Raw genomic sequence first — 21,983 nt, 5'->3', positions numbered from 1 at the left:
GAGTACCGACGATCCGTCACGCGCGCCTCGCTGCCGAGGGGGTTGACACCGGGGGACGCCGTGCTAGGCATACCCCGTGGGGGTACCATGGGCACATGCACGGATACGAGGGGCACAAAGACGACCTCCTGAAGCGCCTGCGCCGCGCGGAGGGACAGGTGCGCGGCATCGCCCGCATGGTCGACGACGACCAGTACTGCATCGACATCCTCACGCAGGTGTCGGCGGTCACCAAGGCCCTCGAGAACGTCGCCCTGTCCCTGCTCGACGACCACCTGTCGCACTGCGTCGCCGAGGCGGCCCAACAGGGCGGCCCCGTCGCCGAAGAGAAGCTCAAAGAGGCGAATCAGGCCATCGCGCGTCTGGTCCGCTCGTGAAGGAGACCCCCATGACCGAACGACGCCTCGACCTCGGCCTGTCCTCGACGAACGCGGGCGGCTGCGGCTCGGGCTGCGGCTGCGGACACGCGTCGGCGCCCGCCGCCTCCGCCGTCTCCGCTGCTTCCGTGGCGGCCGCCGACACCCTGCGCGTCGAGGGGATGACGTGCGACCACTGCGTGCGCGCGGTCACCGAAGAGCTCTCCGCCCTCGACGGCGTCGAGGTGGTCGACGTCGAGCTGCACGTCGGAGGGGAATCGCTCGTGCGCATCGCCTCGACGGGCGCCGTCGACGAAGCTCAACTCGCCGCCGCGATCGACGAGGCGGGTTACACGCTCGCCCGCTGAGACCGCTCTCTCGAGGGCGAGGTCAGAGCACGCGCCGCAGCAGCGCGTCGACGGCGGCGTGGAACGTGACGTTCTGCGACACCTCGACCGCGCGGTCGTAGCGCGAGCCGCCCAGGGCCACGAAGACCGCTCCGACGACCTCGACGTAGCCGACGATGTACCCGTCGCGGGCGACCTCGTACAGGTCGAGGTCGATGCGCGTCCACGGGATCTCTGTGAGGGCGGGGGGCGTGACGGGCGAAGAGGCGTTCGCGGCGGCCTTCTTCGTCGACCCTCGGCTGGTGAGAGGTGCTTCCATGACCATGCGAGTGCTCCTTGGGTCGCCCGCGTCCCTCCAGACTGCGACGCGACCCGGTGACGCACCGCGGGCTTGACGAAAGGCCCGGACGGGGATACTCGCGGGTCAGAGCGCGGAGCGCGCGGGCCGACCGCGTCGCGGCCGATCGGCCGATAGCGCGAACGGAGCGCTCCCGCGCGTGAGCTCTTCGACGTCGTCCAGCCAGCGCAGGTCGGCGTCGAGCCGGGCGCGTCGTGCGGCGCGCACGATGGCCGCCGACACGGCATCCGTCGTCTCGCTCGGCGCTTCGGGGTCGGCGAGCGCCTGCCGCACAGCCGCGCGCTGAGCCGAGAGGATGCCGTCGACGTCGGCGCCGGGAAGGGTGACGGCCAGCGCGATCTTGAGGGCGACCTCGTCGCGCTTCTCGATCTGCGACGCGGTGGACAGCCAGGTGCGCGCTTCGAGGCGTCCGGCCTCGGTGGGCTCCCACAGCATGCGCCCCTCGTCGTCGAGGCCGCGGCCGACCACGAGACCGTCGCGTTCGAGGCGTTCGAGGGTCGTGTAGACCTGCCCGACGTTGACCGTGGCGCCGGTGCGCCGGTGGTACTCCGCGCGCAGCTGAGAGCCGTAGCAGGCGCCGCGATCGAGGATCGCGAGCAGGCTCTGACGTACCGACACGGCGGCCTCCCGGCGGGCTCGAAAATGACTTGCTCAGTATATGGTTCGACGCCGAGGCAACCCCGAACGGCGCTCCGGAGCCCGGCGTAGCATGTGGTCTGACCACACAATCCGGTTCGATCGGAGGCTCCTGATGGAGTGGCTCGACCCCCTGGCTCTCGCCCGCTGGCAGTTCGGGTTGACGACCCTGTACCACTTCCTCTTCGTGCCGCTCACGCTCGGGATGTCGTTGGTCGTGGCCATCTTCCAGACGGTCTGGTACCGCACCGGAGACGTGCGTTGGCTGCACATCACGCGCTTCTTCGGCAAGATCTTCCTCATCAACTTCGCCATGGGCGTCGTGACGGGGATCGTGCAGGAGTTCCAGTTCGGCATGAACTGGTCGGCGTACTCGCGCTTCGTCGGCGACGTGTTCGGCGCCCCCCTCGCGTTCGAGGGACTGCTCGCCTTCTTCCTCGAGGCGACGTTCATCGGCCTCTGGATCTTCGGGTGGGACAAGCTCCCCCGCCTCGCCCACCTCGCCAGCATCTGGATGGCGACGATCGGCGCCACCCTCTCGGCGTACTTCATCATCGCCGCCAACGCCTTCATGCAGAACCCGGTCGGGTATCAGATGTCCGCCGAGGGGCATCGCGCCGAACTCGTGGACTTCTGGGCCCTGCTGACCAACCCGGTCGCCCTCGCGGCCTTCCCGCACACGATCTTCGCGGGCTGGATGTTCGCCGCCATGATCGTCGTCGCCATCTCGGCCTGGCACATGGCCCGCGGCCAGAACACCGACATGATGCGCAAGACCCTGCGTTTCGGCCTGTGGTCCACGCTCGTGTCGTTCGTCCTCGTCGCCGTCGTCGGCGATCAGCTCAGCCTGGTCATGGTCGCGACGCAGCCGATGAAGATGGCCGCCGCCGAGGCGACGTTCCACACCGTCTGCGGTCAGGATGCCTCGTTCTCGATCTTCACGCTCGGCACCCCCGACGGCACGAGCGAGCTGTTCTCGATCCGGGTGCCGTTCCTGCTCAGCATCCTGTCGACGCACTCGCTCGACGGCTGCGTCGAGGGCATCAACGACTTGAACACGCTGTACAGCCAGCAGATGTTCCCGCAGTTCGCCGACCAGGTCGACGGCAACTTCGCGCCCGTGCTGTGGGTCACCTACTGGGCGTTCCGCTGGATGATCGCCCTCGGCGGTATCGCCGCGCTGGTCAGCGTCGTGGGCCTCTGGGTCACGCGCAAGAAGGCCACCCGCCCGGTCGCACCCTGGATGTGGCGCGTCGCGATCTGGGCCGCTCCCCTGCCGATGCTCGCGAGCCTCGTCGGGTGGGTGTTCACCGAGATGGGCCGTCAGCCCTGGATCGTGTTCGGTCTCATGCTCACGCAGGACGGCGTCTCGCCCAGCGTGCCGGGCTGGAGCGTGCTCATCTCGCTCGTCGCCTTCACCCTCGTGTACGCCAGCCTCGCCGTCGTCGAGTTCGGACTCATCAAGAAGTACGCGCAGAAGGGTCCCGACCCCCTGCCCGATCCGAACGCCGTGCACGACGACTCCGTCGAGAACACACCCACCACGGTCTACTAGGAGCCCCTCATGGACCTCGCATACCTCTGGTTCTGGATCGTCGCCTTCCTCTTCGTCGGCTACTTCGTGCTCGACGGTTTCGACTTCGGCGTGGGCATGTCGATCCCCTTCCTCGGCAAGGACGACATCGCCCGCCGGCAGATCATCAACACGATCGGTCCCGTATGGGACCTGAACGAGACGTGGGTCATCGTCGCCGGCGCCGCCCTGTTCGCGTCGTTCCCCGAGTGGTACGCGACGCTGTTCAGCGGCTTCTACTTGCCTCTCCTGGCGATCCTGCTGGCCCTCATCGCCCGGGGCGTCTCGTTCGAGTACCGCCACCAGCGCGACTCCCTGCGGTGGAAACGCTCGTTCGACCGCATGATCGTGATCGGCTCGGCACTGCCCGCCTTCCTCTGGGGCGTGGCGTTCGCGAACATCGTGCAGGGCGTACCCCTCGACGCCGACCACGAGTACGTCGGCACCGTGCTGACCCTGCTGAACCCCTACGGCATCCTGGGCGGACTCACGACGCTGAGCCTGTTCTTCCTGCACGGGTTGTTCTTCGTCGCGCTGAAGACCGACGGGCAGGTGCGCGCCGACGCCCGGTCGCTCGCGAAGAAGGCGGGGCTCGCGACCATCGCCCTCGCTGCGCTGTTCCTCGGGTGGACGATCGTGAACGCCGCGAACGCCCAGGCACCCCTGCTGCTCGGGGTCGTCGCCCTCGCGGGCATCGCCGCTCTGACGCTCATCGGCGCGTGGGTCGCGAACCTCCGCGACCGCGAGGGGACGGCGTTCACCCTCGGCGCGATCACGATCGTCGCCGCGGTCGCGGCCCTGTTCTTCGCGCTCTTCCCCAATGTGATGCCCTCGACCCTGGGTGCCGGATCGAGCCTCACGATCGACAACGCCTCGAGCACCGACTACACCCTGACGATCATGAGCTGGGCGGCACTGATCTTCCTGCCGCTGATCCTCGCCTACCAGGGCTGGACGTATTGGGTGTTCCGCAAGCGCGTGACCCGCGCGCGCATCGAGAAGGCCGCGCTGGTGGCGCATTGAAACCCGTCGATCCGCGGCTGCTGCGCCACGCCACCGCCTCGCGCCGCTTCTTCGCGGTCACGGCGGCGATCGTCCTCGCCCAGACGGGGGTGATCGTCGGCTTCGCGGGGGCGCTCACCGCCGCCCTCGTCGGCGCGATCGAGGGCCGACCGCTCGCGGAGCTCTGGGGCTACGTGGGGATCGCCGCCTCGCTCGCCCTGCTGCGCGGGCTCTTGATCGCCGCCTCCGAGCGGGTGTCGGCGCGCGGAGCCGCGGCGGCCTCGTTGCAGCTGCGGCAGTCGCTGGTCGCGGCGGTCGCGCGCCTCGGCCCGGCATGGCTCTCGCAGCGCAACTCGGCGAGCCTCGCCCTGACGGCGGGGCACGGCCTGGAGGCCCTCGACGCGTACTTCGGGCGCTACCTGCCCCAGCTGGTCGCGACGGTGATCACCCTGCCGATCCTCATCGGCGCGATGACCCTGGCCGACCCGCTGTCGGGCCTCACGGTCGTGCTGACCATTCCCCTGATCCCGCTGTTCATGGTGCTCATCGGCCTCGCGACCCGCGGTGTGCAGCAGAAGCAGTACCGCACGCTCGGTCGCCTCGCCGCGCGCTTCGCCGACACCGTCGAGGGGCTCGGCACCCTGAAGGTGTTCGGCCGCCAGCACCGGGCCGCCGACACGATCGAGACGGTCACGCGCGACTACAAGCGCGAGACGATGACGGTGCTGCGCGTGTCGTTCCTCTCGGGCTTCGCGTTGGAGTTCCTGGCATCCATCTCGGTCGCCATCATCGCCGTCACCATCGGCTTCCGCCTGCTCGCGGGCGATCTCAGCCTGCTCGTCGGACTCTTCGTGCTGCTGCTGGCCCCCGAGGCGTACCTGCCGCTACGGCAGGTGGGCGTGCAGTTCCACGCCGCGAGCGAGGGGGTCGCGGCGACCGAGCAGATCTTCGACGCCCTCGACGCCGCGCACGCCGCCGTTGTTCCGGATGCCGCCACCCCGGCGCGCGGGACGACGCTCGCGCTCGAGGGGGTGCGCGTGCACCGCGAGGGGCACCGCTCGCCGCGGGTGTCGCTGTCGGTGGGGCCGCGCGAGGTGGTGGTCGTGTCGGGGCCGAGCGGTGTCGGCAAGTCCAGCCTGATCGCGGCCCTGCTCGGTTTCGCCGACCACGACGGCGAGGTGCGCCTGGACGGGACCGCCGTACCGCACGCCCGCGACAGCGTCTCGTGGGCCGGGCAGCGGCCGGGACTCTTGACGGGGACCGTCGGCGAGAACGTGGCCCTGGGCTCGACCCCCGATCCCGCGGCGATCCGTCTCGCCCTCGACGACGCGGGGGCCACCGACCTCGACCCGGCCACCCCGCTCGGCGCGAACGGCGCGGGACTCTCGGGCGGGCAGGCGCAGCGCGTCGCCGTCGCCCGGGCGCTGTACCGGGCACGGGTCGTGGGGACGCCGTTCATCGTGCTCGACGAGCCCTCGAGCGCCCTGGATGCCACGACCGAGGCGCACCTGTGGGCGATGCTGCGCCACGAGGCCGACGCCGGCCGCGGGGTGCTGCTCGTCTCGCACCGCCGGTCGGCGCGCGCGATCGCCGACCGCGTGGTCGAGGTGGACCCCCCGCGTGAGTCGCCGGGATCTGTCGCTTCCGCGCTCGTCGCGGCGACGAATCCTGGCGACTCGCGCGTGAGTCGGGCGGTGCGGTCGTGAACGACCGGGTGCGGGGGATCCTGCGATCCGCCCTGCCGTCGCCGCGGCGCTTCGCTCCGGCCGTGCTGTCGGGCTTCGGGTCGGCGGCGAGCGCGATCGCGCTGTTGGCGGCGAGCGCGTGGCTGATCGCGCGGGCGGCCGAGCAGCCCCTCGTGATGTACCTGTCGCTGGCGGTCGTGGGCGTGCGGGCCTTCGCGCTGTCGCGCGGAGTGTTCCGCTACCTCGAACGGCTGAGCGGGCACGACGCCGCTCTTCACCAGCTGGCCGGGGTGCGCGCCGAACTCGTGCGCGACCTCGTGCCCCTCGCCCCCGACGGTCTCGGCCGCGCCCGCCGCGGCGGACTGCTCTCCAGCGTCGTCGACGACGTCGAGGAGTTGCAGAACCTGCCGCTGCGCGTCGTGCTCCCGCTGGCGACCGCGGTGCTGACGGCCCTGGCCGCCGTGGTGTTCGTGGCCCTCGTGTCGTGGCCGGCCGCCCTGGTGCTGTTCGCCTGCCTCGCCGCGGCCTTCGCCGTGGCCGTCGCCGTGGGGTGGGTCGCGGGGGCCCGCGCCGAGCGCTCGATCTCGCCGCTCCGCGCCGATGTCGCCGACGCCCTGCACGACCTGCTGACGAACCTGGACGTGCTGACGGCCTACGGGGCAGCGGATGCCGCCCGCGAGCGCATCAGCCGGGCAGACCGGGCGCTGCGCCGTGCCGTCGTGCGCCGGGGTGGGGCGCAGGGACTCACCGCGGGGGCCGTCTCGGTGCTCGCGGGACTCGCCTCGGTGGCTGCCCTGCTGGTGGCTGCCCCCGCGGTGACCGGCGGCACCCTGTCAGGGCCGGGCCTCGCCGTGGTCGTCCTGCTGCCGATGGCGGTGTTCGAGGTGTTCGGTCCCGTGCCGCTGGCACTGGCCTCGTGGCGGCAGGTCCGGCGCGCCGCGGAGCGCATCGCCGAGGCCGTGCCCGACGGCGTGCCCGAGGGCCTTCCCCGCGACGAGCCGGCCGCCACGGGCTCCGCACCGGCGCTGGGTTCGGGCCTCTCCCTCGTCGGCGTCTCGGCGCACTGGCCCGCGCGGGGCGACACCGATGCCGACGCCGGGCGGCTGCACGACGTCTCGCTGCACGTCGCCCCGGGCGAGCGCGTGCTCGTCAGCGGGCCGAGCGGGGCCGGCAAGACGACGCTCGCGCACGTGCTCGTCCGCTTCCTCGACGTCGCGGGGACATACGAGATCGGCGGAGTGGACGTGCGCACCCTGTCGGGCGACGACCTGCGCCGCACGGTGGGTCTCGTCGAGCAGTCCCCTCATCTGTTCGACGAATCCGTACGCCAGAACCTGCTCTTCGCCCGCGACACCGCCACCGACGACGACCTCCGGGCCGCCCTGACCCGCGTCGGCCTCGACGACTGGGTCGCCGAGCGGGGCGGGCTCGACGCGCGTGTCGGCGATCGCGGGGCGCTGGTCTCGGGCGGGCAGGCGCAGCGCCTGGCGCTGGCGCGGGCGCTGCTGCGCGGCTTCCCCGTGCTCGTGCTCGACGAGCCGACCGCGGGCGTCGACCCCGCGGCGTCCGATGCCCTGCTGCACGATCTGCTCGGCGCCGTCGGACGCGACCGCGCGGTGGTGCTGGTGTCGCATGTCGAGGTGCCCACCGGGCTGGTCGACCGCGAGGTGCGCCTGGAGGACGGGCGCCTGGTCCCGGGTGTCAGAGAGCGCGCAGCTCAGCGATCGCCCCGGTTCTCGTGAGCGCCCGACCGACGAACGCAGACAGGCTGGTAGGCATCCGCGCCACCCCGGGGCGTAGACGAGAACAGCTAGCGAACCGCTAGTCCGAGGAACGCGACAGCCGGTTGTAGCGGACGATCGCCACGATCATCACGACGAGCAGCACAACGGCGAGAACCAGCACAGAGATTTCGAAGGCTCCCGGCGGGTGTGGAAGCGCGAGGGTCCTTTCCGCATCAGAGAACCCCAGGTAGTACACGACCGCGGCGGCAACTAGCGCCGCTCCCGCCGTGAGCACGCTGAGGACGGCAGTGATGTGAAGCCGCGACAGCCTCGCTCGATCGTCTTCTTCGGACACAAGTGTCAGTTTGTCAGTTGCAGAGCCCACGGACGAAGCCCCCGAGCCCCTTGTCGCCCTTGCTGGTTTCGAGATTCCATGTGGACTTAAAAGGCGCGTACCCCACGTGGCAGATGTACTGGTTTCGGGCGGAGTTGTTGAGTCGACCACGCTGCGAGCCAATTTGCTTTGACACCAACTCATCGAAGCCGGCATTTCCGACATTGACCCACCACACATTACCGGCCCAGCCGCGGGCGTACTGGGTGGGCGTGACCAATACTCGATTCGACGTCTCCCAGCGATGGCTCTGGACGAGCGCATTCCTCATGTAGGGATCGGCGACAATCGGGTAGGCGTAATTCGCTGCATGGTGATCAACGTGCTGGATGACCATGTCGCCGACAATCTCGTATCGTGTCGCGACTTCGACGCCATTGGCATCCTTCGCCCAGGGCTCCGCGCCAAGGACGCGCGGAGAACCTGCCGCATCGAAGACCCCAAAGCCACCACCCTCGCCTGCGGAAACGAGGACGTCACCCTCGTCGAGTTTGAGGGTGTACTCGAAGCTTTCCGGTGCAGACGAGTCATTCAGGACCGCGTGTATTGCAACCGAACCGTTGGCCTGCGGCACGGGGACGATCGAGCTGCCGTTGTTCTGGTTTAGGACGGCCAGCCCGTCGACTACGGAGGTGTCGCCCGAAGTATCAGGGAGAACAACATCGAGAATGTCTTCACCCGACGCGCTTTCGATGGTCACCTCTCCAGACGCGCCTACTTCGGCAGCCTCATACGTTGAGCGACTTGCCCCATCGAAGATGTCCGGGTTGACGGCGTCGACCGCGAGGACCGCGCCCTGAGCTTGCGACTCATCTTCCGCCGTTGCGGGCGAGACAAAAGCCATTCCTGCGAGGAAAGCAATCCCGAAGACGCCCACAGCCGCGGTACGGAGGCGCGGAAGTTCGCGGTGTCTGATCATTCGAATGCACTTCCTCAGTTCGATGTTCGCGAACTAGAGAGAACCACTTGCAGATATCCTCGGCAACACTCTTCGGAGCTTCTCACCCCTCCCGGACCCAGATTCACCACAGTCGGTCACGACGCCGGAACGAACCGCACCCGCTCGGGCGCGACACTCATCGACACCACGTCGCCCGGGCCCAGCCTGCCCGCGGCCTCCGGCGTGACCTCGACGGCTCCCGCATCGGTGACGACCCGCACGCCCGTCGGCGTCGCCTCCAGGTGGGCGACGGTCGCCCGGAAGCCCTCGCCGAGACGCCCGTCTACCGCGCGGAAGACCGCCGCGAGCGGCGTGCCGTCGACGCCCGCGAGCGCGCGAGACGCGGCATCCGATGCGGTCAATCGCACCCCGCCCCGCACGAACGCTCCCCCCTGGGCCACCCCGACGAGCCGTTCCAGGCCCGCGATCCGTGCCGCGACGTCGGTCGCCGGAGCGGTCAACACCTCGCGCACGGGCCCGGCCTGCGTCACGCGTCCGCGCTCGACGATCACGAGCCGGTCGGCCAGGGCCGCGGCATCGACGGCGTCGTGGGTCACCGCGACGGCCGTCACTCCGGCGAGGTGCTCACGCAGCATCGCGCGGATCTCCGAGGCCGTCACCGCGTCGAGCGCCACGAGCGGCTCATCGAGCAGCACGACCCGCGGTTCGGCGGCGAGCGCCCGAGCAACGGCGACGCGCTGCTGTTCGCCGCCCGACAATTCCACGGGGCGCCGGTCCCCCGCCCCCGGGAGCCCCACGCGAGCCAACCATTCGTCGGCGCCGGAGCGGGCGACGGATGCCGAGACCCCGGCCGCACGTGGGCCGAAGGCGACGTTCTCGCGGGCGGTCAGATGCGGGAACAGCCGCGCGTCCTGCCCCAGCAGCACGATGCCTCGGTGCATCGGCGCCGTGCGGAGCCCCGGGGCTCGATCGAGCACGCGCCCGTCCACCGCGATCTCGCCGCCGTCGAGCGGGATGAGACCCGCGAGCGCACCCAGCAGCGTCGACTTGCCCGCGCCGCTCCGGCCCATCACGGCCACGGTCTCGCCCGCGGCGACGTCGAGCGCGATGTCGACGTCGAAGTCACGGCGGCGCACGCGCACCTCGGCGCGGAGCACCGCGGCATCCCGAGCCGTCATCGCCCCACCCCCGGCCGCCACCCGCGCACGAGCAATAGCACCGCGACCGCCGTGATCAGCAGCAGCAGCGACAGGGCGACCGCGGTGCCCTGCGAGACGCCCGCGCCGTTGAACGCCGTGTATATCGCCAGCGGCATCGTCTGCGTGACCCCGGGGCGGTTCCCGGCGAACAACGCGGTCGCACCGAACTCGCCGATCGCGCGAGCGAAGCACAGCACGATCCCCGCGACGATGCCGGGGGCGGCCAGCGGCAGCGTGATCCGGCGCAGGATCGTCGCGCGGCTCGCCCCGAGAGACGCCGCCGCCCGCTCGAACTCGACACCGGTGCTGCGCAGAGCCCCCTCGACCGCGAGCACGAGGAACGGCAGGGCCACGAACACCTGCGCGAGCACGACGGCGGGGGTGGTGAACGGCAGTCCGAGCGCACCGAACCACCCGTTTCGGCCGAACAGGTACAGCAGGGCGACGCCGCCGACCATGGGCGGCAGCACGAGCGGTACGGTGACCAGCGCTCGCAGCAGCGCCGCCGTGCGCGCGGGGCTCCGCGCGATCACGAGCGCCAGGGGGATGCCGACGATCGCGCACAGCACGGTGGCCACGGCCCCCGTGCCCAGCGACAGGCCGAGCGCCGAAAGCGCGGCCGCCGAGGTCACGTCGCTCCAGAGCGTCGCCCACTGCACCCGGGCGATGAGCGCGGTCAGGGGCACGAGCAGGAACAGCAGCCCGACGACCGCCGGAACGATCAGCCAGCGCGGAACGTAGCCCGCCGCTCTCACGGGGCGCGGAACCCGGCGTCGGCGAGGATCCGCTGACCGTCGTTCGAGAGCACGAAGGCGACGAACGCCGCGGCCGCGTCGGGGTTCGGGGCGTCGGTGAGGGCCGCGATCGGGTAGCGGTTCACCACGGCGTCGGCGCCCTCGGGCACGATGGCCTCGACGTCATCCCGGCCGACGACGTCGGTGGCGTAGACGAGTCCGGCATCGGCTTCGCCGGCGGCGATCTTGGTGAGCACGGCGGTGACGTTCTGCTCGGCGCTGGCGGGCGTCACCGTGACGCCGGCGTTCGACAGCAGCGTCGCCGACGCCGCGCCGCACGGCACCTCGGGGGCGCACAGCACCGTGGTCACGCGCGCGAGGTCGGCGAGGGTCGACACCGCGCCGGGGTTGCCGGTGGGCACCGCGATGACGAGCGTGTTGCCCGCGAACAGCCGCGGGTCGGGAGCCTGGTCCGCCACCTTCGCCATGTTCTTCTCGTCGGCCGAGGCGAAGACGTCGGCGGGCGCACCCTCGCCGATCTGCGTGGCGAGTGTGCTCGAGCCGTCGTAGACGGCGCTCACGGTGACCCCGGGGTGGGCGGCCTCGAAGGCCGTGGCGATCTCGTCGAACGACCGCTGCAGCGAGGCGGCGGCGTACACCTCGACGGTTCCGTCGAGCGTGGCTGCGGACGCGGCGGACCCGGATGCCGCGGGGGCGGGGGATGCCGTCGGGCTCGCGCAGGCGGCGAGCAGGGCGGCAGCGGCGAGGACGACGAGAAGACGGAGGGGGCGGCGCACGGTGTTCCTTTCGGCGGCGCCGGCGGCCCGCGACCTCCATTGTGCCCTCATTTGCGGACAATATGGCCGCAATTCTCCGCACTCGCCCTCCCGGCGCTCCACGCCACCACCGTCGTACCGAGCCAAACTCCTGAGAAATACGGCGTCCAGGCCACCCTCGGGCAGCATCCGCCGCGCCGCGCCCCGAAACTCAGGAGTTCGGCCCGCGTCGACCGCCCGTCGAGGCCGGCGAGTCACGCCCGCTCGGCCGCCCGTCGACCCCGGCCAGCCACGCCCGCGTCGGGCGCTCAGCGAGGCCGCCGCCTCACGCCCGCGGAGCCTCCACGGTCACGACCGTCGCCTTCACCGAGGCCACCGCGAGCGACCCCGGGGCGAGCGCCAGTTCTTCCGCCGCCTCGGCCGACATCAGCGACACCACGCGGTGCGGCCCGCACTGCAGGTCGACCTGCGCCATGACGCCGTCGATCCGCACGCGCGTGACGATGCCGACGAAGCGGTTGCGCGCGCTCGAGGCGACCCCGGTCGGGTCGTCGGGCTCGTCGGCGAGCGCCACGGCCCGCTCCGCGAGGGCCGCCCCCGGGATCTCGACGGGCGAGGCACCCGTCGTCGGCAGCACGCCCTGGTCGATCCAGCGGCGGACGGTGTCGTCGCTGACGCCGAGCAGGCGCGCGGCCGTGGCGATGCGGAAGGTGTTCGGCATGCGACGACCGTATCGCCCACGCCCGCGCGGTTCGTGGAGCTGTCACGCCGGGAAATTCCCCGTAGCCCCGCACCGCCCTCCCCCGCCCCCGCGCGCTTAGGCTCGACTCATGGATGCCGAGCACACCACCACGAGGCCGGGTCCGGTCGTCGTACCGCTCGGCGCCACCGTGACCGCGGGCGCCCCCGCGGGCGAGCTGGGCGCGATCCGCGCCACCGGCGCACCGCGCGCGGGCGAACCACGCACGGGATCGTCGCGCACGGCAGAGCCGCAACGCGAACCCGGCGCCGTCCGCGCGACCGGCGCCCCGCAAGAGGGCGGGTTGCTCGACCGCTTCGGTCGCACCGCCCGCGACCTGCGCGTCTCGGTCATCGACAAGTGCAACCTGCGCTGCACGTACTGCATGCCGGCCGACGGGATGCCCTGGCTCCCCCAGTCGCAGCTCATGACGACCGACGAGATCCGCCGGATCGTCCGCGTCGCCGTGCAGTCGCTGGGCGCCGAAGAGCTGCGCATCACCGGCGGCGAGCCGCTCGTGCGCAAGGATCTCGAGTTCATCATCGCCGGCATCCGCGAAGACAATCCCGACCTGCCGATCGCGCTGACCACGAACGCGGTCGGTCTCGATCGCCGCGCGCAGGCCTTGAAAGACGCGGGCCTCACCCGCCTCAACGTGTCGCTCGACACCCTGCACGCCGAGACCTTCGCCTCTCTCACCCGCCGCCCCCACCTCGACAAGGTGCTCGCGGGCCTGCAGGCCGCCCGCGCCGCGGGCCTGGGCCCGATCAAGATCAACGCCGTGCTGCTGCGCGGCATCAACGACACCGAGGTCGTGCCGCTGGTCGAGTGGGCGGTGTCGAACGGCTTCGAGATGCGTTTCATCGAGGACATGCCCCTCGACGGCGACCGCTCGTGGACCGCGACGAACGTCATTCCCGCCCGTGACATCCGGGCCGCGATCGGCGAGGCCTTCGAGCTGTCGGCCGATCCCCGCGGCCGCGGTGCCGCCCCCGCCGAGCGCTGGGAGGTGCGCCGCCACGGTGAGACCGCCCTGGCCGGTCACGTCGGCATCATCTCGTCGGTCACCGAGCCGTTCTGCAACGCCTGCTCGCGCACGCGCGTCACCGCCGACGGCCGCATCCGCTCGTGCCTGTTCTCGCACGAAGAGACCGACCTGCTGAGCGTGCTGCGCGACGGCGCCGACGACGAGGGCCTCGCGCAGGTGTGGCGCGACGCGATGTGGGCCAAGCCCCGCGCCCACGGTTCCGACACGGTCGGTCTGGCACGACCCGACTTCGTGCAGCCCGAGCGCACGATGAGCGCGATCGGCGGATGAAGCCGCTCGTCGAGCCGGTGGCATCCCTCGCCCCCGAAGAGCTGATCCGCACCGCCCGCCATGCCGTGCTGCTCGGCATCGGCGAGGAGGGGCAGCGTCGTCTGGCGGCCGCCCGCATCGCCGTCGTCGGCGCCGGCGGTCTCGGCTCCCCCGTGCTGCTGTCGCTCGCGGCTGCGGGCGTGGGCGAACTGATCGTCATCGACGACGACGTCGTCGAGCGCACCAACCTGCAGCGTCAGCTGATGCACCGCGTCGACGACATCGGCACCGCCAAGACGGCATCGGCCGCCCGCGCCGTTCGCGACCTCTCCCCCCTCACCGTCGTGCGCGAGCACACCGTACGGCTGACCCCCGACAACGCCCGCGAGCTGTTCGAGGGCGCCGATCTCGTCATCGACGGCAGCGACACCTTCGACACGCGCGAGGCCGTCGCCGCCGCGACCGAGTCCCTCGGCATCCCCCTCGTCTGGGGGGCCGTGCAGGAGTGGGCGGCGCAGGTGACCGTGTTCTGGTCGGCCCCGCCCGAGGGCCACGCGCCCGTGGTGCTCGGCGATCTGTTCCCTCCCGGTTCGGCCGGAGAACCGCCCACGTGCGCGCAGGTCGGCGTGCTCGGCTCGCTCTGCGTGCAGGTCGGCGGGCTGCTCGCGACCGAGGCGATCAAGCTGATCGCCGGCGCCGGAGAACCGCTCCTCGGCCGACTCATCGTGATCGACGCGCTCCGCGCGCGGCACGACATCCTCCCGCTCGTGCCCGCGCGGCACCCGTGACCCGTCTCGCCCAGATCCCGGAGGCCCCGATGACCCCGCTGCTCACCGTCGAACAGCACCGCGACCGCGTACTCGCCGCCGTCGCGCTGCTTCCCGCCGAAGAGGTGCCGCTGGCTGCCGCGGCCGGACGCACCCTCGCCGAGCCCGTGCTCGCCGCCCACGACCTGCCCGGTTTCGACAATTCGTCGATGGACGGCTTCGCCGTGCGCTTCGCCGACGTCGAGGGGGCGGATGCCGAGACCCCGGTGACCCTGAGGGTCGTGGCAGATCTGCCGGCCGGCACCGCCGACGACCCGACGCTCGCGACGGGTGAGGCCGCGCGCATCATGACGGGCGCGGCCGTTCCCGCCGACGCCGACGCCATCGTGCCGTTCGAGGACACGACCGGGGGCCTTGCCGACTCGCTCGGCTCGGTCGAGGTGCGCCGGGGTCCCGCCAGTGCGGGCGCCTTCATCCGTCGCCGCGGCGGCGACACGCGCGCGGGTGACATCGTGCTCTCGCCCGGCGAGCGCCTCGGCGCCTTCGCCCTGGCCGCGGCGGCCGCCGCCGGCGTCGACACCGTGTCGGTCACGCGCCGCCCCCGCGTGGCGATCGTGTCGACCGGCAGCGAACTCGTCGCCCCCGGTGCAGCGCCAGAACGCGGCCAGACCCCCGATTCCAACGCGACGCTGCTGACCGCGCTCGTCACCGAGGCCGACGCCGAGATCGACCTCGTCGACCGCATCGGCGACGACCCCGCCGGCATCGACGCCGTGCTCGCCCGCGCGGCGCGCGCCGATGTCGTCGTGTTCACCGGCGGAGTGAGCGCGGGCGCCTACGAGCCCGTACGGCTGGCACTCGCCGACCGCATCGCCTTCGACAGGATCGCCATGCAGCCCGGCAAGCCGCAGGCCTTCGGCGTCCTCCCCGACGGTCGCCTGGTCTTCGGTCTGCCCGGCAATCCCGTCAGCGTCGCGGTGTCGTTCGAGGTGTTCGTGCGCCCCGCCCTGCTGGTGCTCCAGGGGCGCGCCGACGTCGACCGACGTCTCGCCCGCCTCACGGCATCCGAGAGCTGGGCGACTCCGCCCGGACGCCGCCAGTACCTCCCCGCCGCGGTCGATCTGGTCGCCGGAACCGTACGCCCGGCCACGGCCGGAGGGTCGGGTTCGCACCTCGCGGCCTCGCTCGCGCGCGCCGAGGCCTTCGCGATCGTCCCCGCCGACGTGTCGGCCGTCGCCGTGGGCGACCCGCTCGATGTCATGCTGATTCCATGACCTTCACCCACCTGGATGCCACGGGCCACGCCCGCATGGTCGACGTCACGCTCAAGCAGCCCACCGTGCGCTCGGCGACCGCGCGGGGCTTCGTGCGGTGCGCGCCCGAGGTGGTCGCGGCCCTCCGCGACGGCACCACCCCCAAGGGCGATGTGCTGGCCGTGGCGCGGATCTCCGGCATCCAGGCCGCCAAGTCGACTCCGGCTCTGCTGCCGCTGGCCCACGTCATCGGCGTGCACCGCGCCTCGGTGGAGCTCGAGATCACCGACGACGGCGTCGAGATCGAGGCCACCGTCGGCACCGCCGACCGCACCGGCGTCGAGATGGAGGCGCTCACGAGCGTCTCGGTCGCCGCCCTCGCCATCGTCGACATGGTGAAAGGCATGGACAAGGGCACCTTCATCGAGAACGTGCGCATCGTGTCGAAGACCGGCGGCAAGTCGGGCGACTGGCGGCGTCCGGGCGAGTCGGATGCCGCGGACGGGACGCTCGCATGAGCGTCCGCGTCCGCTACTTCGCCGCCGCCGCCGAGGCGGCCGGCACGGATGCCGAGGACCGCGCCGAGACGACCCTGGTCGCGCTGCGCACGGCGATCGCCGCCGCCCACCCCGCCCTCGTCGGCATCCTGGATCGCTGCGCCGTGCTCGTCGACGGGACGCGCCACGACGACGACGTGGCGCTCACCGGCGCGACCCACGTCGACGTGCTGCCGCCCTTCGCGGGCGGCTGAGCGCGCCCCACGACGCCACGAGCGCCGCGGCCCGGCTCACACCAGCTCGAGGTGCGCGACAAGTGACGGCGTGGTCCGCTCCCGGGCGATCCCCTCGACGGCGACCAACACGTCCATCGACGGCGTCACCGCGCCACTCAGATACGACGTCACGCGCGGTCGCGACGTCGCCAGCCGGGCGGCGAGCTGTGCCTGCGTGAGACGTGTCGCTCGGAAGGCCGCCCGCAGACGCTCCCGCGCCTCCTCCTCCGAAGAGCGGGTGCGGGAGGCGAGCGCCGCGTCGAGCAGTGCCACCGTCGCCTCCGACTCCGCGACCTCGCGCGCGTCGTTGTAGATCGCGCGCAGAGCAGGGTCGTCCGCCACCGCCTCGATGAGCTTTCGCCAGTCGGCCGCGTATCCCCGATCGATCGCGGCCAGCATCCCCTCGAACCCCCACGCCTCGACGGGATCGTCAGGGGTCGCGTCGATGTTGCGGAAACGCAGAGGCATGACGGCTCCGATCAGATCAGGTGGACGGAGAGAGCGCGACACTCGGTGACGACGTCATCCCAGTCACGCCACCGAGTCACCAATCCCTTGTAGGCGGCGAGTCCCGCGATCGCCCGATGGTCTTTCGGGGCCGGTGAGGCGAGCTGACGCGCCAATTGGGCCTGCACGGGACGATCCTCGGGATGCGAGGGGTCGGTGTAGTACTCGTCGATGCCCGCGAGGACGCCGCCGATCTCGGTGTCTCCGAACGCGCCGGAGAGGGCAGCGACGTCGAGGTAGTCGCGCATCTGATTGCGCTTGACGATGAGGAAACCCTTGATGCGGGCGATCTCGGCGACCGTCGGGACCGTGATCCCTCCCCCGGAGGGGAGCGTCACTCGCTGCACCTCCAACGGCCGACGCCGGATGAGCTGCCGCACGCCCGCCTCGATACCGCCCAATTCGCCGAGAATGATCTCGCCCGGGACAGCGCGATTGAGCACGAAGTCACCGTCACGCTCCAACGCATCGAGGACGAGGTCGAACCGGTCCTGCAGGTCCGCGAGCACGTGATCGTGGTCGGCCGACATGCGGTGCCGGGCGTACGAGGCCGCCGCAGACCCGCCGACCAGGACGGCATCCGGAACGAGCTCCTGCAGCCGCACCGCGGAGTCGAGCACCTCCGCCAGCCCCGGGGGCAGATCCATACTCATACCCCAGAGGGTATCAGATCTGATACCTACCCGCCCAGACCCTTCCACTCCGTGGTGCCGTCGGCCTCGACCTGACGCTTCCACACGGGGAGGTCGGTCTTGATCGTCTCGATCACCGTGCGGCACACCTCGAACGCCGCGGCGCGGTGACCGGATGCCACGGCGATGATCACGGCCGCATCGCCCACGCCCAGTCGCCCGACGCGGTGACTGACGGCGACGATCGCGTCGGTGCCGGCCGCGGCGTCCTCGGCGATGCGGTGAAGCGCCTGCTCGGCGTCGGGGTGCGCGCTGTACTCCAGGGCGACCACCGCGTCGGAGGCATCGGGGTCGGTGTCGCGGACGCGCCCGACGAAGGTGGTCACGGCCCCCGACGAGGGGTCCTCGACGGCGTCGAGGTGCACGTCGAGGTCGAGCGGCTGCTCCGACAGGCGGGCGATGCGGACGGCACTCATGCGTGGTCTCCTCCGGCGAGCTGGTCGAGCACGTGCGGGGCGATCTCGGCGATCACCGTGATTCCGGATGCCACGGCGCGCGTGGATCCGGGAAGGTTGACGACGAGCACCCCGGGGTCGACGATCCCCGCCAGCCCGCGCGAGATGACCGACAGGGGGGTGTCGGCGAGGCCCCGGCGACGAAGCTCTTCGGCGATGCCGGGCAGCTCACGATCGAGCACCCGGGCGGTGCCCTCGGGCGTGCGGTCGCGGGGGGCGATGCCCGTGCCGCCCGTGGTGACGATGAGGCCCGGCCCCTCGGCGACGGCGGCGCGCAGCGCGGCCTCGACGCTGTCGGCCCCGTCGGGCACGACGACCGCGTCGGCGCAGGTGAACCCGGCCTCGCGCAGCAGCGACACGGCGAGCGGGCCGCCGCGGTCTTCGCGCAGGCCCGCGGCGGAGCGGTCGGAAACGGTGATCACCCGGGCGACGTGCGGCACGGGATCAGCCTAGGTCAGACGCCCGAGGGGCGGACCCCGACGAGCGCGACGAGACGCGAGACGCGCACGAGAGCATCGTCAGACCGTCTCGACCTCGGGGACCTCGGGCGCGATGCGACCCGCCTCGGCCTTCGGCTCCGGATTATCGCGCTGCACGTGCTCGGCAGCAGCGGTGATGCGCTGGGCCATACCGCTGAAGATGAGGCCGTGGAAGGGCAGCACGGCCAGCCAGTACAGGCGCCCGGCAAGACCGGTCGGAAAGAAGAGCGCGCGCTGGTCGAAGCGCGCTCCGTCGCCCTCGGGGGTCGCGCGCAGTTCGAGCCAGGCTCCCCCGGGCACCTTCATCTCGGCGCGCAGGCGCAGCAGGTGGCCGGGCTCGATGGCCTCGACGCGCCAGAAGTCGAGCGCGTCGCCGACGGTCACGACCGAGCGGCTACGGCGACCGCGGGCGAGGCCCACCCCACCGACCAGGCGGTCCATCCACCCGCGGATCGCCCACAGCAGGGGCGAGGAGTACCAGCCGTTCTCGCCGCCGATGCCCTCGATGACCGACCACAGCTGCGCGGAGTTCGCCGTCGTCGTCATGGTGCGCTCGTCGGTGTACACCAGGCGTCCGGCCCAGTCGGGGTCGCTCGGCAGCGGGTCGCTCGGAACGCCCGAGACCTCGGCATCCTGCCAGCTGGTCTCGATGGCGTCGTCGTTCACGCGTCCGAGGGCGCGGCGGACGGCGTCGCGGTACGGCAGCAGACCCCCCTCGGGACGCGGCACCAGGTCGTCGATCGCCCGGTCCTTCACGACGCAGTCGTTCTGCAACGACTCGACCAGGGGCCGTGCGATGGCCTTCGGGATGGGGGTGACGAGATTGACCCAGTGCGACGCGAGTCGCGGGGTGAGCACGGGCAACGAGGCGATCGCGCGCTGGTGCAAGCCGGCCTCGAGGGCGTAGCCGTTCATCATCTGGCCGTATCGCAGCACGTCGGGGCCGCCGATGTCGACGGCGCGGTTGACGTTCGGCGCGACCCGAGCGGCTCCGAGCAGATAGTGCAGCACGTCGCGCACGGCGATCGGCTGGATGTGGTTGCGCACCCACTTGGGTGCCGGCATGTACGGCAGCACGTCGGTGAGGTGGCGCACCATCTCGAACGAGGCGGAGCCCGAGCCGATGACGACGCCCGCCTGCAGCACGAGCGTGGGCACACCGCTGGCCAGCAGGATGTCGCCCACCTCGACGCGCGAGCGCAGATGCGCCGACAGCGTGGCGTCGTCGGGGTGCAGTCCGCCGAGGTAGACGATGCGCGACACCGAGGCCGCCGCCGCCGCGTCGGCGACCGTCTGCGACGCGCGCCGGTCGGTGGCCTCGAAGTCGCGGCCGCTGCCCATCGAATGGATCAGGTAGTAGAGCACGTCGACGCCCTCGACGGCGCTGCGGACCGCATCGGCGTCGGTCGCGTCGCCGGCGACCGTCTCGACCTCGTCACCCCAGGGGAACGCCTCGACGCGGCGCGGATCGCGCGCCATCACGCGCACGCGGTAGCCGGCCGAGAGCAGTCGGGGAACGAGTCGACCGCCCAGATATCCGGTGGCACCCAACACCAGGGCGCGAGGGGCCGAGCCGTCGGGCCGGGGCTGGGCGACGAGCGCGGTTTCGCGGCCGGTGGGGGCGGAGAGCTCGGTCATGCCCGCCACGGTACGCGCGGCATCCGACATCACCGGGGGCTTGACGGACGCGAGGGTGAGCGCGTGCCGCCGGATCGTTCCGGTCCGCTCGACGCGCACCCCGCCGCGAGTGGGGCGATCGGGTGCTGACCTTCCGCTAACACACGCTCGCGCGCAGCGCCCGGACTGGAAACGAAAGCCGATCCGAGTGAAGCTGGACCGATGAACGAGAAACCCCCCTCGGCATCCGAAGCCGCGCGGCTCGAGGTCGACGACGTGATCGTCATCGACAAGAAGCGCGTCCGCACCGCCATCGGCGGCACCGTCGTCGGCAACTTCATGGAGTGGTTCGACTTCGGTATCTACGGCTACCTCGCCGTCACGCTCACCGTCGTCTTCGCCTCCGACGTCCCCGCCCCCTGGAACCTGCTGGTCACGCTGCTCGGCTTCGCCATCTCCTTCCTCGTCCGCCCCTTCGGCGGTTTCGTGCTCGGCCCGCTGGGCGATCGCATCGGCCGCCAGAAAGTGCTGTTCCTCACGATGGCGATGATGGCCGCGGCCACCGCGCTCATCGGCATCCTCCCCACCTCCGCGCAGATCGGGCTGTGGGCGATCGTCCCCCTGTACCTGCTCAAGATGGTGCAGGGCTTCTCGACCGGCGGCGAGTACGCCGGGGCGACCACCTATGTCTCGGAGTTCTCGCCCGACCGCCGGCGCGGATTCTGGTCGTCGTGGCTCGATGTCGGGTCGTACGTCGGCTTCGCCGCCGGCGCCTCGGCCGTGGCGATCACCACCGCGATCACCACCTCGATCTCGGGTGAGAACGCCATGGTCGACTACGGGTGGCGCATCCCGTTCCTGTTGGCGATCCCGCTCGGAATCGTCGCGATCTACTTCCGTCTGCGCATTCCCGAGACGCCCGCCTTCGAGCACACCGGCTCGGCCGAGATCGATGCGGACGACCCGATGGCCCGCCAGGGTCTGATCGGCATCGTGCGGCACCACTGGAGAGCGCTCCTGATCGGTATCGCCCTCGTCGCCGCCACCAACACCGCCGGATACGCCCTCACCAGCTACATGCCGACCTATCTCGAGAAAGAGGTGGGCGTATCCAACCTGTCGGCCGCGGTGGCGACCGTGCCGGTTCTGCTGGTCATGTCGGCAGCCCTCCCCCTGATCGGTCGCCTGAGCGATCGGATCGGCCGCAAGCCCGTGTACGCCATCGCCGCGGTGTCCGCCCTGGTGCTGCTGGTTCCGGCGTTCCTCATCATGCAGATCGGTGAGCTGTGGGCGGTGATGATCGCCCTGTGCATGGCGGCGGTGCCGGTGGCGTTCTACGTCGCCATCTCGGCATCCGCTCTGCCTGCCCTGTTCCCCACCGCGTCGCGGTTCGGGGCGATGGCCGTCGCCTACAACATCGCCGTGTCGCTGTTCGGCGGCACCACCCCGCTGTTCAGTCAGGCGCTCATCGACCTGACCGGCAACACCCTCATGCCGGCGTTCTACATCATGTTCTTCGCCGCTCTGGGGCTGGTCGCCCTTCTCTCCATGCGCGAGACGGCCCGCCGACCGCTGCTCGGATCGATGCCCACCGTCGAGACCACGGCCGAGGCCGAGGCCCTCGTCGAGCGGCAGGACGACGACCCGCTCATCGACACCTCGACCATGCCGCTGCAGATCCGCCGCTCGTAGCCGCGCCGGAACGGGGAGGGATGCCGGA

Annotated in this window: 25 protein-coding genes; 12 read left to right on the top strand and 13 right to left on the bottom strand. The window is 71.5% G+C overall.

What is annotated here, in order from left to right:
* Positions 1-95: 95 nt before the first annotated feature.
* Both BJP65_RS13160 and BJP65_RS13155 read left to right on the top strand, forming a co-directional pair.
* Positions 96-377: a metal-sensitive transcriptional regulator gene (locus BJP65_RS13160; RefSeq protein ID WP_055838744.1), complete on the top strand. Its 282-nt coding sequence runs from the start codon at positions 96-98 to the stop codon at positions 375-377.
* Positions 378-388: 11 nt separating this feature from the next.
* On the top strand, positions 389-724 hold the full coding sequence (locus tag BJP65_RS13155) for a heavy-metal-associated domain-containing protein (protein ID WP_070409434.1): 336 nt from the start codon (positions 389-391) through the stop codon (positions 722-724).
* Positions 725-746: 22 nt separating this feature from the next.
* Here the strand turns inward: BJP65_RS13155 and BJP65_RS13150 are convergent, their stop codons facing one another.
* Complete coding sequence (locus BJP65_RS13150) at positions 747-1,028, bottom strand: hypothetical protein (protein WP_070409433.1); 282 nt, start codon at positions 1,026-1,028, stop codon at positions 747-749.
* A gap of 99 nt (positions 1,029-1,127) precedes the next feature.
* The gene (locus tag BJP65_RS13145; RefSeq protein WP_055838750.1) at positions 1,128-1,679 is read right to left on the bottom strand and encodes a PadR family transcriptional regulator; all 552 of its coding nucleotides are present in this window, start codon (positions 1,677-1,679) and stop codon (positions 1,128-1,130) included.
* Between the two features lie 133 nt (positions 1,680-1,812).
* On the opposite strand from BJP65_RS13145, the gene BJP65_RS13140 reads away from it, so the two are divergent.
* The 4 genes from BJP65_RS13140 to cydC are packed head-to-tail and all read left to right on the top strand — an operon-like array spanning position 1,813 to position 7,699.
* Positions 1,813-3,252, top strand: coding sequence for a cytochrome ubiquinol oxidase subunit I (locus BJP65_RS13140; protein WP_070409432.1), 1,440 nt, complete (start codon positions 1,813-1,815; stop codon positions 3,250-3,252).
* 9 nt (positions 3,253-3,261) lie between these two features.
* A complete protein-coding gene (cydB, locus tag BJP65_RS13135; protein ID WP_055938552.1) occupies positions 3,262-4,293 on the top strand; it encodes a cytochrome d ubiquinol oxidase subunit II in 1,032 nt (343 codons plus the stop codon).
* Positions 4,290-5,978, top strand: a complete 1,689-nt coding sequence (gene cydD / locus BJP65_RS13130) for a thiol reductant ABC exporter subunit CydD (protein WP_083285849.1) — start codon at positions 4,290-4,292, stop codon at positions 5,976-5,978. The genes cydB and cydD overlap by 4 nt, the downstream gene beginning before the upstream one ends.
* Positions 5,975-7,699, top strand: coding sequence for a thiol reductant ABC exporter subunit CydC (cydC, locus tag BJP65_RS13125; RefSeq protein WP_083285848.1), 1,725 nt, complete (start codon positions 5,975-5,977; stop codon positions 7,697-7,699). Before cydD ends, cydC begins: the two co-directional genes overlap by 4 nt.
* 79 nt (positions 7,700-7,778) lie before the next feature.
* Here cydC and BJP65_RS13120 read toward each other — a convergent pair whose 3' ends face one another.
* From BJP65_RS13120 to BJP65_RS13095, 6 genes are all read right to left on the bottom strand, one after another.
* Complete coding sequence (locus BJP65_RS13120; RefSeq protein ID WP_070409431.1) at positions 7,779-8,036, bottom strand: hypothetical protein; 258 nt, start codon at positions 8,034-8,036, stop codon at positions 7,779-7,781.
* Positions 8,037-8,049: 13 nt separating this feature from the next.
* Entirely contained in the window at positions 8,050-8,919 is an 870-nt protein-coding gene (locus BJP65_RS13115) for a DUF2599 domain-containing protein (protein ID WP_181015934.1), read from the bottom strand.
* Between the two features lie 191 nt (positions 8,920-9,110).
* Positions 9,111-10,154, bottom strand: a complete 1,044-nt coding sequence (locus BJP65_RS13110; RefSeq protein WP_070410011.1) for a sulfate/molybdate ABC transporter ATP-binding protein — start codon at positions 10,152-10,154, stop codon at positions 9,111-9,113.
* Positions 10,151-10,930, bottom strand: a complete 780-nt coding sequence (modB, locus tag BJP65_RS13105; protein ID WP_070409429.1) for a molybdate ABC transporter permease subunit — start codon at positions 10,928-10,930, stop codon at positions 10,151-10,153. The genes BJP65_RS13110 and modB overlap by 4 nt, the downstream gene beginning before the upstream one ends.
* The gene (gene modA / locus BJP65_RS13100) at positions 10,927-11,706 is read right to left on the bottom strand and encodes a molybdate ABC transporter substrate-binding protein (protein WP_070409428.1); all 780 of its coding nucleotides are present in this window, start codon (positions 11,704-11,706) and stop codon (positions 10,927-10,929) included. Before modA ends, modB begins: the two co-directional genes overlap by 4 nt.
* Positions 11,707-12,010: 304 nt before the next feature.
* The gene (locus tag BJP65_RS13095) at positions 12,011-12,406 is read right to left on the bottom strand and encodes a molybdopterin-binding protein (protein ID WP_055838769.1); all 396 of its coding nucleotides are present in this window, start codon (positions 12,404-12,406) and stop codon (positions 12,011-12,013) included.
* A gap of 109 nt (positions 12,407-12,515) precedes the next feature.
* On the opposite strand from BJP65_RS13095, the gene moaA reads away from it, so the two are divergent.
* The 5 genes from moaA to BJP65_RS13070 are packed head-to-tail and all read left to right on the top strand — an operon-like array spanning position 12,516 to position 16,492.
* Positions 12,516-13,742: a GTP 3',8-cyclase MoaA gene (gene moaA, locus BJP65_RS13090; RefSeq protein ID WP_083285847.1), complete on the top strand. Its 1,227-nt coding sequence runs from the start codon at positions 12,516-12,518 to the stop codon at positions 13,740-13,742.
* On the top strand, positions 13,739-14,509 hold the full coding sequence (locus tag BJP65_RS13085; RefSeq protein ID WP_070409427.1) for a HesA/MoeB/ThiF family protein: 771 nt from the start codon (positions 13,739-13,741) through the stop codon (positions 14,507-14,509). Before moaA ends, BJP65_RS13085 begins: the two co-directional genes overlap by 4 nt.
* A gap of 29 nt (positions 14,510-14,538) precedes the next feature.
* On the top strand, positions 14,539-15,762 hold the full coding sequence (glp, locus tag BJP65_RS13080; RefSeq protein ID WP_070410009.1) for a gephyrin-like molybdotransferase Glp: 1,224 nt from the start codon (positions 14,539-14,541) through the stop codon (positions 15,760-15,762).
* Complete coding sequence (moaC, locus tag BJP65_RS13075) at positions 15,759-16,259, top strand: cyclic pyranopterin monophosphate synthase MoaC (RefSeq protein ID WP_055938566.1); 501 nt, start codon at positions 15,759-15,761, stop codon at positions 16,257-16,259. Before glp ends, moaC begins: the two co-directional genes overlap by 4 nt.
* Positions 16,256-16,492 carry a MoaD/ThiS family protein gene (locus BJP65_RS13070; protein WP_055838773.1) on the top strand — a complete coding sequence of 79 codons (237 nt, stop codon included), beginning with the start codon at positions 16,256-16,258 and terminating at the stop codon, positions 16,490-16,492. Before moaC ends, BJP65_RS13070 begins: the two co-directional genes overlap by 4 nt.
* Before the next feature lie 36 nt (positions 16,493-16,528).
* Here BJP65_RS13070 and BJP65_RS13065 read toward each other — a convergent pair whose 3' ends face one another.
* From BJP65_RS13065 to BJP65_RS13045, 5 genes are all read right to left on the bottom strand, one after another.
* Positions 16,529-16,981, bottom strand: a complete 453-nt coding sequence (locus BJP65_RS13065; RefSeq protein WP_070409426.1) for a helix-turn-helix transcriptional regulator — start codon at positions 16,979-16,981, stop codon at positions 16,529-16,531.
* 11 nt (positions 16,982-16,992) lie between these two features.
* Entirely contained in the window at positions 16,993-17,673 is a 681-nt protein-coding gene (locus BJP65_RS13060; protein WP_070409425.1) for a hypothetical protein, read from the bottom strand.
* 26 nt (positions 17,674-17,699) lie between these two features.
* Entirely contained in the window at positions 17,700-18,128 is a 429-nt protein-coding gene (locus BJP65_RS13055) for a molybdenum cofactor biosynthesis protein MoaE (RefSeq protein ID WP_055838775.1), read from the bottom strand.
* Positions 18,125-18,607: a molybdenum cofactor biosynthesis protein B gene (locus BJP65_RS13050; RefSeq protein ID WP_070409424.1), complete on the bottom strand. Its 483-nt coding sequence runs from the start codon at positions 18,605-18,607 to the stop codon at positions 18,125-18,127. The genes BJP65_RS13055 and BJP65_RS13050 overlap by 4 nt, the downstream gene beginning before the upstream one ends.
* Positions 18,608-18,685: 78 nt before the next feature.
* Complete coding sequence (locus BJP65_RS13045) at positions 18,686-20,284, bottom strand: SDR family oxidoreductase (protein WP_070410008.1); 1,599 nt, start codon at positions 20,282-20,284, stop codon at positions 18,686-18,688.
* 201 nt (positions 20,285-20,485) lie between these two features.
* On the opposite strand from BJP65_RS13045, the gene BJP65_RS13040 reads away from it, so the two are divergent.
* Positions 20,486-21,955 (top strand): MFS transporter, encoded by a 1,470-nt coding sequence (locus BJP65_RS13040; protein ID WP_055938575.1) that lies wholly within the window; start codon positions 20,486-20,488, stop codon positions 21,953-21,955.
* Positions 21,956-21,983: the final 28 nt, after the last annotated feature.

The sequence above is a fragment of the Microbacterium sp. BH-3-3-3 genome, from assembly GCF_001792815.1.
In the GTDB taxonomy this organism is placed as follows: Bacteria; Actinomycetota; Actinomycetes; order Actinomycetales; family Microbacteriaceae; genus Microbacterium.
The sequence above is the reverse complement of the archived record's forward strand: the minus strand, read 5'-3'. Positions and strand labels throughout refer to the sequence as shown.